Below are 13726 nucleotides of genomic sequence, written 5' to 3' on the forward strand. Positions count from 1 at the left end.
CCTGAGCCAGGATCAAACTCTCCATGAAAGTTGAGTTCAATTGCTCATTTCAAAACTGACGAGATTATAAAATCTCATTGTTGATCTCACCGTAAGGCAAGATCGGTTTAACTCACTCGTTGTTCAGTTTTCAAAGATCAATTCTGTTCATTCCTCATCGTCGCATCTCTCAGCGGCGACTTTTATAATATATCATACTTCCTAGCAAGCTTGCAAGCTTTTTTTTCAAAAAGTTTTTTGAGCGGTGAAGCTCTTTCTTGCTTGGCTGCTGAATCGGCGGTATATCGCCAAAGGAAGCGAAAATTAATTTATCATATATTCGCCGACTCAGTCAACCCTTTTTTTGAATTTCAATGCTTGATTTGCGGAAACTTCCCGTTACGCGCATATTTAGAAAGCTCTTTCTGTGGCGCAAACCGGGCATACATCCGAAACACCGTTTTGTACCGGTTCGCAATAGCGTGTCTAATATTGGCATCCAATCGCTGGTCACTCAAATCCAGCAGCATTTCATCCAGCTCTTTTCGCAGTACGTAATCCAGCTCTTTGCATTCTTTCTCGTTAAATAGCATTCCGAGCATCATCCTGACCTCCTCTGGATTCCGGTGCGGTTATTCTGCTCTCCCGCTTCCGTTCCCCTATGTATGTGCATGAACTGTCGAACTTCCACCCTTCTTGCTTGCCATCCATAATGTTCAATAAACAAAATCCGATAGGTCGTAAACTGCTTTATTAGGTATGCTCATATTCCGGGAAAATTATGACATCAGCCACAGGGTAATTGTACTTTCAATTATTGCGGCTACGAAGAGCAGTATTAGGATCCATAGAGAGGCCGTGCCCGTTTTTTTCCATGCTGTTCTCCACTTCAAGCCAAGAGCCTCCCCTTTTTCCTGACCGGGAAGAATGCTACGAATGACCAGAGCACCCAGCATGAGTCCGTAAGCTCCTGCAATGATGAGCACCGGTATTTCAATAATGCCGTGCGGCAGTAAGCCTTTAAAGATAAGCTCATTGAGATCTCCACCGTTTGCACGAACCAGCTCCATGAGAAAACCAAGCACCATCCCGTTCATGGCCAGAAACACAAAAGGAATAATTCCGAGCAGCAGGCCTGCAAACATGACTATTAAACTTTTGATCGCATTGTTCAGAAAAATAAACACAAAAAAGCTCAGCTCCGGATTGTCCGACGCGCTCAAATTCTGGCTTGTTTCTGCTAAGGCCTGAATTTCTCCAGCTAAGATTTCCTGGATCTCCTGGCTGGCGTTCCAGCCCGCTGCGACCGCGAGCACAAACAGTACAGCAGATACAATCAGAACACCACGAATCGTGCCCAGGTCTTTAAGAAAAGTAGTAAATCGATACATACGCTGCCTCCTTTACAGTAATAAGTTATCGGTACGAGCATAGATTTTAGTAAACAAGCTTTTTGCAGTATGAAGGGAGAGGAGCCTGCCGGTATGAGTTTCTTTTATGTTTTGAATGGGCAGAAAATTAAGCGGTTCAGTTTTGTTCTTGCTGCTGCCGTCTTTGCGGTCGGAGTCATTTATGTGGAAAGTGATCATATTTCCGTATTCTCGGAGAACACGCCTGCGGCCGTGTACAGTGTCCCGACAGAGAAGAAGCAGATTGCTTTGACATTTGACATTAGCTGGGGAGAGAAGCGCGCCGAGCCGATTTTACAGGTGTTGAAAGACAAGGGGGTGTCCAAGGCTTCCTTCTTCCTGTCCGCACCCTGGAGCAAAAGCCATCCTGATATCGTGAGCAAGATCAAGGAAGGCGGTTTTGAGATCGGCAGCCACGGATTCAAGCATGATAATTATAGTACGCTGTCAGATGAGGAAATACGCAAGCAGATTACAACGGCTCACTCTATTTTAACCACTGTGACGGGACAAGAACCGAGGCTAATCCGGCTTCCGAACGGCGATTTCGACAAAAGAGTGCTGAGCATCGCCGACAGCTTGAACTATACGGTCATTCAGTGGGACACCGATTCTCAGGACTGGAAAAACATTGGCACCGACCAGATTGTAGATCGCGTTGTAAGTAAGGCGCACCCGGGAGACATTGTTCTGCTTCATGCCAGCGACTCCGTGAAACAGACTCACGAAGCGCTTCCGGACATTATTGATGAGCTGCGCCGCAAGGGCTATGAATTCGTCACCGTAACCGATTTGCTGCAGCAAAGCAGCACCAAAGGCTCACCCGTTCAGGATCAATCTACAATGCAAAAGCATATAGAGGATGCAGTGAATCGTTAAATGCTCACTGTGATGTAGCTTTTAAGTTCATGTTAGCACAGCAGGCGAATTCCTTTCCACGGTGGGTTGCCTATGAGTTTGTACTTCGCATGAAGAAATGATGGAAGAGGATGTTCTTTTATACAAGGAGACTGAAGAAGAAATCAATACGATGGGGATAAAATGATGAATTTGAATACATGACGATCAAAGCTTCGGTAGTAATGTAACAGTGATTAAACAGCCCTGTATCCCCGTTTCCAGGCTATGCAATGGTTCTTTGGCTTGGCCGTGGACTGGAAACGGGTTTTAAAAAGAGTGAATTGGCAGGGTGACTCACATTGTAGTCAATATGATCGGACCGTCTGCAGTAATAGCGATGGTGTGTTCATACTGTGCCGAAAGCGAGCCGTCAGCCGTTCTCGCGGTCCATCCATCAGCATCTACCGTCATGACCGCTGTTCCAGCGTTGATCATCGGCTCGATCGTCATAACCATTCCTTCTTTTAAAGGAAAGCCTCTGCCAGGCTTGCCCACATGAGGGTAATTGGGTTCCTCGTGCATTTCCCGTCCTACACCATGTCCGAGCAGATGACGAACCACGGAGAATCCATGCTGCTCAGCATGAGATTGCACCGCGTGCATCACATCCCCTATACGGTTCCCGACTATAGCTGCTTTAGCGCCTTTCTCCTTCAGAAACCGAAGCGCGAACGCCTCGATATCAAGGGTCGTAACACCAGGCACGATTAAATCAGACACGGCCTGATGAAAAGCAGCAACAATTCGACCGGCTTTTCTCATTTCTTCAATTTCTGCTCTTGATTTCAGAGTAACCATTGTATTCATCTCTCCTTCGACTGTATGCCCCAAAAAATCGTATCCACAATCCTTTCAATATCCATCTCAGTCAGCATATGGTGATGGATGTTCAGCATGGCATAGCCGATAAGCGAACCATAAATAATGGCAGCTGTGGATTCCGGTGACTTGGAATCGATCTCTTCACGAATCATAGGAATCAACCCGCTTCCCCTTCAAACCTGCCCGGATTGAAAATGCTTGTCTAACCAGACACGCTGCAACAAAAAAAGAGCTAAGTGAATTAGCTCTTTTCTACGTTCTGGGTCACTTTATGCAGCGTCAGAATCTGATAGGCATTACATGCCAGTAAAGGAATAATTAAAAATACAGTGGCATTGTTCTCGCCAATCTTTAATACGCCGATGATTTCCAGAATGGTCACTGCCAGCATGAAAAACATGGTTGGGATCAGCGCTTTGCTGTTTGTCATTTTTACTTTGAAGTAAGTAACGACAACGGCGGTCAGCAGAATCCCGATCGCAATGATTAAATCCCAAGTGAAATTTTGTTCGTTCCCCACAAATGTCCGCAGAAAAATAAGCTCCATCAGAGCCAGTACGGACAAGACGAGCTGAACGTATCCCCAGGTTTTTGGCCGAAATACACCAATTCCGATATAATTCAGCGTTAGATAAGCAAAAAAACCTAATTGCGAGTACACACTGACCAGTGCACCGTATCCCAGCAGGATTAACGGATAGATGGTCAGGTCGACCGCTCCCTTAAACTCAATATTGCCCGTCGCCAGCTGCAGCGCCACACCTGCTATCACTGCGGCAATCGCGCCGACCAGCATCGTTTTCCAAAATAATCTTGCCCACTTCCGTAAGCTCAAGTGATCTCCACCCCCACAAGTCATTATTTTACCAACCTTCTCAATAAAAAACCATGATCACTTCGACATATTTCTTACATTCCATCACATACTATGGACAGCACCCACACAAAGGAGGACTACGGGCATGAAGCGGCCTTTATTTTGTTTATTCAGCGGTCTGGGACTCACCTTGGTATTAGTAACGGGGTGCGGCTCCGATCAAGGCTATACTGCCCAGCAGATGGGCTATAAAGAGATGAAATCCATGGTGGTTGATATCCTCAAAACAGACGAGGGCAAAAAAGCGGTCGAGGAGGCTCTGGGCGGCGGCTCATCGTCCGGCGAAAGCGGTGGAGCTTCTGGCGCTAAAATTTTGTCGGCCCAGTCGGGCGACGATATTCGTCTGGCCGTCAAGGATACACTCGTGTCTGAGGATTATAAAAAAGAAATTGAGAAGATCATGACCGACCCCCAGTTTGCAGGTGAATTTGCTAAAGCGATCAACGCTGAAAGTAAGCAGCTTCATCTCCAGCTCATCAAGGACCCTACGTATCAAAAGTCCGTGGAGGAAATTATGAAGTCACCTGAAATCATGAAATCCTTCTTAGAGCTGACGAAAACGCCGGATTACCGTAAGCAGACGATGACAATTATGCAAGAGGCCATGCAAAACCCGCTCTTCCGGATGGAAGTCCTGCAACTGCTGAAGACGGTTGTGAAGGATGAGCTGCAGCCAGCCGTTGAAAAGGAGCAGGGCGGCGAGAGCGGCGGCGGCAGTGAAAATGGCGGAGAGGCCGGCGGTGAAGGCGGCAGTGAAGGGGAAAGCGGCGGTGGCGGCGGTGAAGGCAGTGGTGGTGGCAGCTAACGCAGTGCTGATCTGGCCATACAATAAACTCCCTGATTATGGAAATCAGGGAGTTTATTTTTAGTCTATGGACATTTCATGCATTAAGGTTGTCTTAACGGGGTGCACACTTTGAAATTACAGCCTTTGCAATCTCCTCATAAATCTGGCCGCTCTCAGTGTCTTCTTTATATACCGATGGGGAGAAGTCTGGATCTGTCGGAAGGTTGTCCGGTGCGCTTAATGGAAGCTGTCCCAGCAGTTCGGTATGAAGATTGTCTGCCAGCATTCCTCCGCCTCCACGGCCGAAAATATAATCCTTCTCGCCGCAGTGCTGACAGTTCCGATAGGCCATGTTTTCGATAACGCCCAGCACCTCATGGTTCGTCTGAAGCGCCATAGCTCCCGCTCTTGCAGCTACGAACGCCGCCGTGGCATGGGGTGTGGTAACAATAATCTCTTTGCTCTGCGGGATCATCTGGTGCACGTCCAGCGCTACATCACCGGTACCGGGAGGTAAATCCAGCAGCATGTAATCCAGGTCACCCCAAGCTACATCATCAAAAAACTGACGGAGCATTTTGCCCAGCATCGGCCCTCTCCACACGACCGGGCTGTTCTCCCGAATGAAGAAGCCCATCGACATCACCTTGACGCCAAACCGCTCCACTGGAATGATGACGCCGTCATCCGTAACGACGGGGCCTTCCTCCATCCCCATCATGTCCGGAACGCTAAAGCCGTAAATATCTGCATCGATCAAGCCGACTTTCTTGCCTTCGCGGACAAGCGCGGTCGCCAGGTTAACGGTCACGGTAGATTTCCCCACCCCGCCTTTCCCGCTCGCAATCGCAATAAACTGAACGCCCGATTCCGGGGCCAGCAGCTCATGCTTCATCCCGGCTGCGTGTCCTTTGGTCAGCTTCTCGCGGTCCAGCTCTTCTTCCTTCGACTTGTCCTCCAGCGGCCGCATCCGGATATGAATATCCTCTGCTCCCAGTGCCTGCAGCAGCTCTCGAATCTGCGCATTCAGCAGCGTCCGCGTCTCTTCGGTTGTGTACGTGACGGATAAACGCACGGTGTTATCTTTAACTACAATGTCACGAATGCGTTGCAGCTCCATTAGACTCTGTCCAGTCTCCGGGTCCTGCAGCGGCTGTAAAATCTCCTGTACCTGCTCTCTGCTTATCAGCATATCGAATCGCACCTCAACTTTGGTTAGTGGCTCAATCTCTGGAATGTTATTCAGCCTACATTATACCACTACTTCACCCGTGCTGCCGATTAGTTGGAGCGCTCTCCTGCACTATATCTCAGAACGCCATTATATATAGAGGCTGCCACCTTTCGCTGGTACTTCTCATCCCTCAGCATTTCGGACTCCTGCGGATGAGACAGAAAGCCGACCTCTACGAGTGCGGACGGGATTTTGAGCGCTTGCAGCAAAAAGATTTTGTCATCCGTCTTGGCCAGCCGCTGCGTATTCTCGAGCTGGTGACGAATTTCACCCTGGATCAGCTCCGCTAAACGTCTGCTTTCTTCTTTTCCCGGTGGGTAAAAGGTTTGGGCACCACTCCAGCGGTTAGAAGGAATGCTATTCAGATGAGTGCTGATAAACAGGTCAGCCTGCTTATTTTCAATCAGCCGCACCCGATTGTTTAGATCCTCGGTTTTTCGCTTGGAGTATCCCGCGGTTTCCGGAGAGGCCAGATCATAATCCCCTTCTCGCGTTAAGATCACCAAGGCTCCTGCCTGCTGAAGATAATCCCGCAAATACAGCGTGACCGCCAGATTAATATCCTTCTCAATCACGCCCTGGCGGCTGACAGCTCCCCCATCCGGGCCACCATGACCCGCATCCAATGCGATGACCTTTCCTGCCAGCGGCAGGCTCCAATATTGAACGGTTTTGTTCGTTGGAATTTCGTAGGTCACTACGGCAAGCAGTAAGAGCAGCAGTCCAAGCCCGATCAGGCTTTGCTTTATCTTTTTCCAGGAGATCCATATGGTCACCTTATCGCGTTCCGGCCTGGACATAAAAAATCCACCTCGTCCCTATAAGTGTTGTACTTATATGTATGGGACAAGATGGATAAATATGTCGCGGCGTTCTAGACGCTGACCTGCTCTTTCATGCCTTCAATGAGGATCGCTGCAACCTCAGGCCGTGTGAACTCCGGCGGCGGGCACTTGCCCTCTCTCAGCAGTCCGCGCACTTTCGTGCCGGATAAGGTCAGGTGCTGCTCCTTATCGTGCGGGCAGGTCTTGCTGGATGCCATATTGCCGCATTGGATACAGAAGAAGCTGTGCTCAAAGAACAGCGGGGTAATGCCAAGCTCTTCTGCTGCAAAATGGCGGAAAATTTCCTGGGCTTCATATGTACCGTAGTAATCGCCCACCCCCGCATGGTCCCGGCCGACGATGAAATGGGTACAGCCGTAATTTTTGCGGACCATCGCATGGAAAATGGCTTCCCTTGGTCCTGCATACCTCATTGCCGCCGGGAATACGCCCAGAAATGTGCGGTCCTGTGGGTAATAGTGCTCCAGCAAAGCGAGATAGCTTCTCATACGTACATCAGCCGGCACATCATCCGACTTGGTTTCACCGACGAGCGGGTTCAGAAACAGCGCATCCACAATTTCCATGGCACTCTTCTGAATGTATTCATGAGCCCGATGCACCGGATTGCGGGTCTGAAAGCCCACTACGGTCTTCCACCCACGCTCTTCGAATAAAGCACGTGTCTGCGCCGGATCGAAGTAAAACTCCTGGAAACGGGCAGGCTGAGGCCGATTGAGAATCTCTACAGAGCCTCCCACATATATATTAGGACGCTCAAACAGCTTCTTGACCCCTGGATGCTCCGGATCCTCGGTTTTGAACACCTTCAGCGCTTCTTCCCGCTGATCTACGCTATAGACGTCCTCAACGGTCAGAATGGCGTAGATCACGCCGTCCTCTTCCCCTATCAATGCGGCCTGCTCACCGGCACTCAAAGTAACGGCTGTAGCATCCGGCACGGCTAGTGTCACGGGAATGCTCCAAACGGTTCCGTCTGCCAAACGCATCGTGTCCAGGACAGCACGATAATCTTTTTTACTCATAAAGCCTTGTAGAGGTGAAAACGCACCGACTCCGATCAGATCCAGATCTGAAATGGCCCATGTATTGATAGGGATGGCAGGCAGGTTGCCTGCAGACTCCAATAAAGCCTGACGTCGTTCCGGTTCTGCAATACGGTTAATAAGCGCACCACCGTGCGGCTGAATGGTTGTCATGAAGTGAGCCTCCTGTTCTTTGTTCTTGTTCTTCTTCAGGTATGAATTGATTTATTTATGAAGTCCGCACTCCGTTTTCTCATTCCCGGACCAGCGTCCAGCACGCGGATCCTCACCCGGCATCACCTGACGAGTGCAATAGTGGCAGCCGATACTCGGATAATTCTGATCATGAAGCGGATTATAAATAACGTCATGCTCCCGGATATATGCCCATACCTCATCCTGAGTCCAATCTGCGATCGGATTAAACTTCACCAGGCCAAACTTATGGTCATACTCGATCTTTTTAGCATTGGCGCGTGTGGGCGCCTGATCGCGTCGGATCCCTGTAATCCAGGCATCGTACTGAGACAAAATTCGTGTGAGCGGCTCTACCTTGCGGATATTACAGCATTGGTTCGGGTTCACCTGCCATAACGTATCTCCATGCTGTGCCGCCTGCTCTTCCGGCGAGAGGACTGGTGCAACGCGAACAAATTCCATATTATATTTCGCTACTAACCGATCCCGGGTATGGTACGTCTCTTCAAAGTGAAAGTCGGTATCCAAATAAAAGATATCCGTTCCCGGGCTGATCTTCTGAACCATATCCACAAGCACTACATCCTCTGCACCAAAGCTGCAGGCAAACGTAATGTTGGGAAAGGTTTGAACAGCGTATCGAATGATTTCTTCAGCAGAAGCCGTCTCTAATGCAATAGCCTGCTCTTGGATTAACTGCTCTTTCTCTAATAAGTTCATGTCTTTGACCTCCAGTACTTATTAATCCCACATAATCCTACGTAATTAGTATGAATTAAGTATAGACCATTCCTATATATTGTCAACACCTGAGTTAGCCTTTTTGCTGGTTATTTGAAAGCATAATATGAACAGCAGGACAATTTGTGAACGACAAAAAAAGCCCTTGGCCGGTTGGCCAAGAGCTTTCGTAAGAGCAAAAACAATATTAACGCTTGGAGAACTGAGGAGCGCGACGAGCCGCTTTAAGACCGTATTTCTTACGTTCTTTCATACGAGGGTCACGAGTCAGGAATCCAGCTTTCTTCAGGGAACCACGGAATTCAGGGTCAGCCTTCAGCAATGCACGGGAAATACCGTGACGGATTGCGCCAGCTTGACCGGAAATGCCGCCGCCATGAGCAATGACAAGAACATCGTATTTGCCCAATGTTTCAGTCAGTGTCAGAGGTTGCTTAACGATCAGCTTGAGAGTTTCCAAACCGAAATATTCGTTGATATCGCGTTTATTGATGACAATTCGTCCTTCACCCGGTACAAGGCGAACACGTGCTACCGAATGCTTACGACGACCTGTCCCATAGTATTGTACTTGTGCCATGAAACTGTCCTCCTTTTAATTAACCTTGAAGTTCGTAAACTTCTGGTTTTTGAGCTTCGTGTGGATGTGCTGTGCCTGCATATGCTTTCAGTCTCAGCTTCATTTTCTCGCCCATGCGAGTTTTAGGAAGCATGCCGTGAACGGCGCTTTCGATCACGCGCTCAGGGAATTTCTTGATCAGGTCTTCAGCAACAGTCACTTTCAATCCACCTGGATGCATGGAGTGACGGTAGTATTTCTTGTTGGACATCTTCTTCCCGGTCAGTACAATCTTCTCCGAGTTGATTACGACTACAAAGTCGCCAGTATCCACATGTGGAGTAAATTGTGGCTTGTGCTTGCCGCGGATCAGAGCCGCAACTTCACTTGCCAAACGGCCAAGCGTTTTGCCTTCGGCATCAACGATGTACCAGTTACGCTCAACTTCATTTGGCTTCGCCATATAGGTGGTACGCATGTTAAGTTTCCTCCTTGTATTCATCCGAAAAAGTTTCAAATGTTCATCATTTATCTTCGTTCATGTGTGAAGCAAATTTAAGTGTTAGATGGATCGTATTACGGCATTTTCTCAACCGGGGCTGTGGGAGAGCCGTTAAGAAAACACAACTTATATAATACAGGATACACGCATAAACTGCAAGTGTTTTTTAAGGTAATGACCTTGAAAACAGCGCTGCTGCCAGGACGTTTACACCGTCTCCAAAAACAGCGATCTCAGCATTAGCCCAGTGCCTGTTAAGTCCTGATTATATAAGAGGCTGCATCCAGTTCAACGTCCCACAGCATCAAGCCATGGCTGACCGCTGTTGGCCCTGCCGCTGCACGATTCTGCGCGATTAACGCAGTCCTAACGCTTTCAGGCGTACGTTTGCCCTCACCGACCTCAATCAGCGTACCCATAATAATCCGCACCATATGCTGTAAAAATCCACTGCCCGTGATATAGGTGTGTACGACACCCTGATCTCGTGGGTGATCCCGGCTCATGCTGGTGTCAACCTCCATCCATGCATCATAAATCGTCCGAACATGAGATGGCTTGGTGGAGCGGCGGGAAGCAAAGCTGGTGTAATCGTGCGTGCCCAGTAAATGCTTCAAGCCTTCCTCCATTGCGCTCACATTCAGCCGCCCGTAATGGTGAAATTGATAACGGAGATGAAAAGGATCCGGAAACTGGTTGGCGTTGATCGTATATCGGTAGGTTTTGCGCTTCGCCTCCCGGCGGGAATGAAAATCAAGCGAAACCTCCTGTGCATCAGTTACGACAATGTCCGAAGGCAGCCTGGAGTTCAGAGCCGAACACCACCGCTCCGGAGGAATCATGGCTGCGGAGCAGAAATTAAAAATCTGTCCCCGAGCATGAACGCCGGCATCGGTTCGGCCTGAGGCCGTGATTTTCAACGATTCCCCCGTCAAGCCGTAGATGGCTTGCTCAATCACATCCTGAACGGTGTTGCCGTCCGGCTGTGTCTGAAAGCCATTATAGTTCGTACCGTCGTAGCTTACTCTCATCAGAAGATTGCGCATAATTTCCCTCCTGCCTGGTGCCTGATGTCGTTCTCCCCGGTTAGGTGAGTGCAGCCTGGTCCAAAAACACCTAAAAAAAGAGCCCACCAAGGAGCTCCTTTTCATCATGCCAGCCGATCCTTCACAGTCAGCTGCATGACTAGAAGGCCTACCTTACGATGCCACAGGTGTAGCCGAGAGGAGCCGAACAAGTACGGCATGTTCCATCTCGAACCACGTCCCTGATCTAGGCTCTGAACGATTATCACAGGGGATAAATCGGTAACGAGCCGGGCATACATAACTACAGTCACTTCGGATGCAAAGCTCACTGTCGTTATTGAAACCTTTCGGCTGCAGCCACAAGATTTCAATAGTGATCTAACAGGTTAGATTGTAATGATTAAGCGCGGTCTACCAGTTCCAGATAGACCATAGGAGCTGCGTCACCACGACGAGGTCCCAGCTTCAGGATACGAGTGTATCCGCCGGCACGCTCGGAGTAACGAGGTGCAATCTCAGCAAACAGCTTTTGAATTGCATCCTGCTCACCATCAACCGTTTCACGACGAACAAATGCAGCTACCTGACGACGTGCATGCAGGTCATTGCGCTTTGCCTTGGTGATCAGCTTTTCAGCGATGGAACGCACTTCCTTGGCTTTCGCCTCGGTTGTTTGAATACGCTCGTACAAGAACAGATCAGTTACCAGGTCACGAAACAACGCTTTACGCGCGCTGGAATCGCGGCCCAACTTTTGGTATGCCATGTGTTTTCCCTCCTTTGCTAAAGCAATCGCGAGACTATTCTTCCGAACGGAGTCCCAAACCTAGCTCTTCAAGCTTCTCTTGAACTTCCTCCAAGGATTTGCGGCCCAGGTTACGGACCTTCATCATATCCTCTTCAGTTTTCGTCGTCAGCTCTTGTACCGTATTGATGCCGGCACGTTTGAGGCAGTTATAGGAACGTACGGAGAGATCCAGCTCTTCGATCGTCATTTCAAGCACTTTTTCTTTCTTGTCTTCTTCTTTTTCGACCATGATCTCGGCATCCTTCGCTTCGTCGGTCAGACCGACGAACAGGAAGAGGTGCTCGGTCAGGATTTTGGCGCCAAGGCTGACGGCTTCCTCCGGGCGAATGCTGCCATCCGTCCAGATTTCCATAGTCAGCTTGTCATAGTTGGTCACTTGACCTACGCGGGTGTTTTCAACGCTGTAGTTGACACGGCTGATCGGCGTATAGATCGAATCGACGGGAATGACGCCGATAGGCTGGTCATCGTGCTTGTTCCGATCCGCCTGGACATAGCCACGACCGCGATTGGCGAAAACACGCATATGAAGTCTTGCACCCGGGCCAAGCGTCGCAATATGCAGATCCGGATTAAGAATCTCCACATCGCTGTCTGCACGGATGTCTCCGGCAGTCACGACACCTTCGCCTTCCGCATCAATTTCGAACACTTTCTCTTCGTCGGAATGAATCTTCAGCGACAAAGCCTTCAGGTTCAAAATGATTTCAGTCACGTCTTCCATGACACCCGGAACCGTAGAGAACTCATGCAGAACGCCGTCAATCTGAATAGATGTGACAGCTGCGCCAGGCAGCGAGGACAGCAAAATGCGGCGGAGAGAATTCCCCAGCGTTGTGCCGTAGCCACGCTCCAGCGGTTCAACTATGAATTTTCCATAGGTTCCTTCCTCATTGACATCAACGGTCTCAATTTTCGGCTTTTCGATTTCAATCACGCAAGTACCCCTCCTTCAAACGTCGCTCCTATATGAAACTGTCATCTTATCCAGTAATCCATGTAGTATGCCTAAACAACCATTCTTAGCAGATTGCACCGGATTTATACCACATTAACAGGATGACTTCATTATACGCGACGACGTTTTGGCGGACGGCATCCGTTATGCGGAATTGGTGTTACGTCCTTGATCAGGTTAACTTCAAGACCTGCAGCCTGGAGGGAACGGATAGCTGCCTCACGGCCAGCGCCCGGACCTTTAACCATAACCTCTACAGCCTTCATGCCATGTTCCATTGCTGCTTTAGCCGCTGTTTCAGCAGCCATCTGTGCAGCAAACGGAGTGGACTTACGGGAACCTTTGAAACCCATGCCGCCGGAGCTCGCCCAAGAAATAGCATTTCCGTGGGGATCCGTAATGGTAACAATCGTATTGTTGAACGTGGAACGGATGTGAGCCACGCCAGATTCAATATTTTTGCGGTCACGACGTTTAGTACGTACGACTTTTTTTGGTTTAGCCATTGTCTGTTATCCCCCTTTCTTATTTCTTTTTGTTCGCTACCGTACGACGAGGACCTTTACGTGTACGAGCATTGGTTTTAGTACGTTGACCACGGACAGGCAGACCACGACGGTGACGAATACCGCGGTAGCAGCCAATCTCCGAGAGACGTTTAATATTCAAAGAAATTTCACGACGCAGGTCACCTTCAACCTTCACATTACCGTCGATCGTTTCGCGCAATTTGTTTACTTCGTCTTCTGTCAGATCACGGACACGAGTGTCCGGATTGATGCCTGCTTCATTGATAATTTTCTGGGAAGTCGTTTTGCCGACTCCGAAAATGTAAGTCAAGGCGATCTCAACGCGTTTGTCACGTGGCAAATCCACACCAGCTATACGAGCCATTACGCTACACCCCCTTCTTTAACCTTGTTTTTGTTTGTGTTTCGGATTTTCACAGATAACCATTACATTCCCTTTGCGGCGAATGACTTTGCATTTCTCGCAAATAGGCTTCACAGAAGGTCTTACCTTCATGTCAATTACCTCCTCCAAGTTTTACATC

The 13726-nt window shown here is 49.0% G+C and carries 19 protein-coding genes; 2 read left to right on the top strand and 17 right to left on the bottom strand.

The window, feature by feature from the left end; translation table 11 throughout:
- Positions 1 to 350: 350 nt before the first annotated feature.
- Both JJQ72_RS17500 and JJQ72_RS17505 read right to left on the bottom strand, forming a co-directional pair.
- Positions 351 to 581 (bottom strand): hypothetical protein, encoded by a 231-nt coding sequence (locus JJQ72_RS17500; protein ID WP_046680992.1) that lies wholly within the window; start codon positions 579 to 581, stop codon positions 351 to 353.
- 177 nt (positions 582 to 758) lie between these two features.
- A complete protein-coding gene (locus tag JJQ72_RS17505) occupies positions 759 to 1370 on the bottom strand; it encodes a stage II sporulation protein M (RefSeq protein ID WP_208204474.1) in 612 nt (203 codons plus the stop codon).
- A 93-nt stretch (positions 1371 to 1463) separates the two neighbouring features.
- Here JJQ72_RS17505 and pdaB point away from each other — a divergent pair, with 93 nt between their 5' ends.
- Positions 1464 to 2267, top strand: a complete 804-nt coding sequence (gene pdaB / locus JJQ72_RS17510) for a polysaccharide deacetylase family sporulation protein PdaB (protein WP_138227117.1) — start codon at positions 1464 to 1466, stop codon at positions 2265 to 2267.
- Between the two features lie 315 nt (positions 2268 to 2582).
- Here pdaB and JJQ72_RS17515 read toward each other — a convergent pair whose 3' ends face one another.
- The 3 genes from JJQ72_RS17515 to JJQ72_RS17525 form a co-directional block, all read right to left on the bottom strand.
- The gene (locus JJQ72_RS17515; protein ID WP_208204475.1) at positions 2583 to 3086 is read right to left on the bottom strand and encodes a M24 family metallopeptidase; all 504 of its coding nucleotides are present in this window, start codon (positions 3084 to 3086) and stop codon (positions 2583 to 2585) included.
- A gap of 5 nt (positions 3087 to 3091) precedes the next feature.
- Positions 3092 to 3271: a hypothetical protein gene (locus tag JJQ72_RS17520; RefSeq protein WP_208204476.1), complete on the bottom strand. Its 180-nt coding sequence runs from the start codon at positions 3269 to 3271 to the stop codon at positions 3092 to 3094.
- An 80-nt stretch (positions 3272 to 3351) separates the two neighbouring features.
- Positions 3352 to 3945, bottom strand: coding sequence for a KinB-signaling pathway activation protein (locus tag JJQ72_RS17525; protein ID WP_208204477.1), 594 nt, complete (start codon positions 3943 to 3945; stop codon positions 3352 to 3354).
- A gap of 127 nt (positions 3946 to 4072) precedes the next feature.
- Here JJQ72_RS17525 and gerD point away from each other — a divergent pair, with 127 nt between their 5' ends.
- Positions 4073 to 4792, top strand: a complete 720-nt coding sequence (gene gerD / locus JJQ72_RS17530; RefSeq protein WP_208204478.1) for a spore germination lipoprotein GerD — start codon at positions 4073 to 4075, stop codon at positions 4790 to 4792.
- A gap of 94 nt (positions 4793 to 4886) precedes the next feature.
- Here the strand turns inward: gerD and JJQ72_RS17535 are convergent, their stop codons facing one another.
- The 12 genes from JJQ72_RS17535 to rpmJ form a co-directional block, all read right to left on the bottom strand.
- Positions 4887 to 5963: an Mrp/NBP35 family ATP-binding protein gene (locus tag JJQ72_RS17535; protein WP_243896194.1), complete on the bottom strand. Its 1077-nt coding sequence runs from the start codon at positions 5961 to 5963 to the stop codon at positions 4887 to 4889.
- Positions 5964 to 6055: 92 nt separating this feature from the next.
- Positions 6056 to 6808, bottom strand: coding sequence for an N-acetylmuramoyl-L-alanine amidase CwlD (gene cwlD, locus JJQ72_RS17540; protein ID WP_208204480.1), 753 nt, complete (start codon positions 6806 to 6808; stop codon positions 6056 to 6058).
- Between the two features lie 74 nt (positions 6809 to 6882).
- Entirely contained in the window at positions 6883 to 8052 is a 1170-nt protein-coding gene (sat, locus tag JJQ72_RS17545; protein ID WP_208204481.1) for a sulfate adenylyltransferase, read from the bottom strand.
- 51 nt (positions 8053 to 8103) lie between these two features.
- A complete protein-coding gene (locus JJQ72_RS17550; RefSeq protein ID WP_138227123.1) occupies positions 8104 to 8796 on the bottom strand; it encodes a phosphoadenylyl-sulfate reductase in 693 nt (230 codons plus the stop codon).
- A gap of 208 nt (positions 8797 to 9004) precedes the next feature.
- Positions 9005 to 9397: a 30S ribosomal protein S9 gene (gene rpsI / locus JJQ72_RS17555; protein WP_046680986.1), complete on the bottom strand. Its 393-nt coding sequence runs from the start codon at positions 9395 to 9397 to the stop codon at positions 9005 to 9007.
- A gap of 19 nt (positions 9398 to 9416) precedes the next feature.
- The gene (rplM, locus tag JJQ72_RS17560; protein ID WP_138227125.1) at positions 9417 to 9854 is read right to left on the bottom strand and encodes a 50S ribosomal protein L13; all 438 of its coding nucleotides are present in this window, start codon (positions 9852 to 9854) and stop codon (positions 9417 to 9419) included.
- A 278-nt stretch (positions 9855 to 10132) separates the two neighbouring features.
- Complete coding sequence (truA, locus tag JJQ72_RS17565; RefSeq protein WP_208204482.1) at positions 10133 to 10924, bottom strand: tRNA pseudouridine(38-40) synthase TruA; 792 nt, start codon at positions 10922 to 10924, stop codon at positions 10133 to 10135.
- Positions 10925 to 11306: 382 nt separating this feature from the next.
- Positions 11307 to 11672: a 50S ribosomal protein L17 gene (rplQ, locus tag JJQ72_RS17570; protein WP_138227127.1), complete on the bottom strand. Its 366-nt coding sequence runs from the start codon at positions 11670 to 11672 to the stop codon at positions 11307 to 11309.
- Between the two features lie 34 nt (positions 11673 to 11706).
- Positions 11707 to 12651, bottom strand: a complete 945-nt coding sequence (locus JJQ72_RS17575) for a DNA-directed RNA polymerase subunit alpha (protein WP_138227128.1) — start codon at positions 12649 to 12651, stop codon at positions 11707 to 11709.
- A 131-nt stretch (positions 12652 to 12782) separates the two neighbouring features.
- On the bottom strand, positions 12783 to 13178 hold the full coding sequence (gene rpsK / locus JJQ72_RS17580) for a 30S ribosomal protein S11 (RefSeq protein WP_054956043.1): 396 nt from the start codon (positions 13176 to 13178) through the stop codon (positions 12783 to 12785).
- 19 nt (positions 13179 to 13197) lie between these two features.
- Positions 13198 to 13566 carry a 30S ribosomal protein S13 gene (gene rpsM, locus JJQ72_RS17585; protein ID WP_138227129.1) on the bottom strand — a complete coding sequence of 123 codons (369 nt, stop codon included), beginning with the start codon at positions 13564 to 13566 and terminating at the stop codon, positions 13198 to 13200.
- A gap of 18 nt (positions 13567 to 13584) precedes the next feature.
- Positions 13585 to 13698: a 50S ribosomal protein L36 gene (rpmJ, locus tag JJQ72_RS17590; RefSeq protein ID WP_003333770.1), complete on the bottom strand. Its 114-nt coding sequence runs from the start codon at positions 13696 to 13698 to the stop codon at positions 13585 to 13587.
- Positions 13699 to 13726: the final 28 nt, after the last annotated feature.

Origin of the sequence: Paenibacillus sp. F411 (assembly GCF_017582705.1) — a bacterium.
GTDB classification, from domain to species: Bacteria; Bacillota; Bacilli; order Paenibacillales; family Paenibacillaceae; genus Paenibacillus_AQ; species Paenibacillus_AQ algicola.

Bases quoted from the DNA above. Each gene is read 5' to 3' on its own strand.
- JJQ72_RS17500 (WP_046680992.1), bottom strand. From the start codon at position 581: ATGCTCGGAATGCTATTTAACGAGAAAGAATGCAAAGAGCTGGATTAC.
- JJQ72_RS17505 (WP_208204474.1), bottom strand. From the start codon at position 1,370: ATGTATCGATTTACTACTTTTCTTAAAGACCTGGGCACGATTCGTGGT.
- pdaB (WP_138227117.1), top strand. From the start codon at position 1,464: ATGAGTTTCTTTTATGTTTTGAATGGGCAGAAAATTAAGCGGTTCAGT.
- JJQ72_RS17515 (WP_208204475.1), bottom strand. From the start codon at position 3,086: ATGGTTACTCTGAAATCAAGAGCAGAAATTGAAGAAATGAGAAAAGCC.
- gerD (WP_208204478.1), top strand. From the start codon at position 4,073: ATGAAGCGGCCTTTATTTTGTTTATTCAGCGGTCTGGGACTCACCTTG.
- cwlD (WP_208204480.1), bottom strand. From the start codon at position 6,808: ATGTCCAGGCCGGAACGCGATAAGGTGACCATATGGATCTCCTGGAAA.
- sat (WP_208204481.1), bottom strand. From the start codon at position 8,052: ATGACAACCATTCAGCCGCACGGTGGTGCGCTTATTAACCGTATTGCA.
- JJQ72_RS17550 (WP_138227123.1), bottom strand. From the start codon at position 8,796: ATGAACTTATTAGAGAAAGAGCAGTTAATCCAAGAGCAGGCTATTGCA.
- rpsI (WP_046680986.1), bottom strand. From the start codon at position 9,397: ATGGCACAAGTACAATACTATGGGACAGGTCGTCGTAAGCATTCGGTA.
- rplM (WP_138227125.1), bottom strand. From the start codon at position 9,854: ATGCGTACCACCTATATGGCGAAGCCAAATGAAGTTGAGCGTAACTGG.
- truA (WP_208204482.1), bottom strand. From the start codon at position 10,924: ATGCGCAATCTTCTGATGAGAGTAAGCTACGACGGTACGAACTATAAT.
- rplQ (WP_138227127.1), bottom strand. From the start codon at position 11,672: ATGGCATACCAAAAGTTGGGCCGCGATTCCAGCGCGCGTAAAGCGTTG.
- rpsK (WP_054956043.1), bottom strand. From the start codon at position 13,178: ATGGCTAAACCAAAAAAAGTCGTACGTACTAAACGTCGTGACCGCAAA.
- rpsM (WP_138227129.1), bottom strand. From the start codon at position 13,566: ATGGCTCGTATAGCTGGTGTGGATTTGCCACGTGACAAACGCGTTGAG.
- rpmJ (WP_003333770.1), bottom strand. From the start codon at position 13,698: ATGAAGGTAAGACCTTCTGTGAAGCCTATTTGCGAGAAATGCAAAGTC.